The sequence below is a fragment of the Pseudaquabacterium inlustre genome, assembly GCF_038066595.1.
GTDB lineage: Bacteria > Pseudomonadota > Gammaproteobacteria > Burkholderiales > Burkholderiaceae_C > Pseudaquabacterium > Pseudaquabacterium inlustre.
Window position 1 is genome coordinate 1 of sequence record NZ_JBBUTH010000020.1, and the last position, 596, is coordinate 596.

At 66.6% G+C, this 596-nt stretch carries 1 protein-coding gene; it reads left to right on the forward strand.

The features are described 5' to 3' along the window. Positions 1–596 (forward strand): GTP-binding protein (locus AACH10_RS25330; protein WP_341413344.1); only part of this gene is annotated, 596 nt, incomplete at both ends.

Genomic DNA, 596 nt, shown 5'->3' on the forward strand with positions numbered 1-596 from the left:
GTGGACTGCCCGGGCCACGCCGACTACGTGAAGAACATGATCACGGGTGCCGCCCAGATGGACGGCGCGATCCTGGTGTGCTCGGCCGCTGACGGCCCGATGCCCCAGACCCGTGAGCACATCCTGCTGGCCCGCCAGGTGGGCGTGCCCTACATCATCGTCTTCCTGAACAAGTGCGACATGGTCGACGACGCCGAGCTCCTGGAGCTGGTGGAAATGGAAGTGCGCGAGCTGCTGAGCAAGTACGACTTCCCCGGCGACGACACCCCGATCGTGAAGGGTTCGGCCAAGCTGGCGATGGAAGGCGACACGGGCGATCTGGGCGAGCAGGCGATCTTCCGCCTGGCCGAGGCGCTGGACAGCTACATCCCGACGCCTGAGCGTGCCGTGGACGGCGCGTTCCTGATGCCGGTGGAAGACGTGTTCTCGATCTCGGGCCGCGGCACCGTGGTGACCGGTCGCGTCGAGCGCGGCATCATCAAGGTCGGCGAGGAAATCGAGATCGTCGGTATCCGCCCGACGGCCAAGACCACCTGCACCGGCGTGGAAATGTTCCGCAAGCTGCTGGACCAGGGCCAGGCCGGCGACAACGTCGG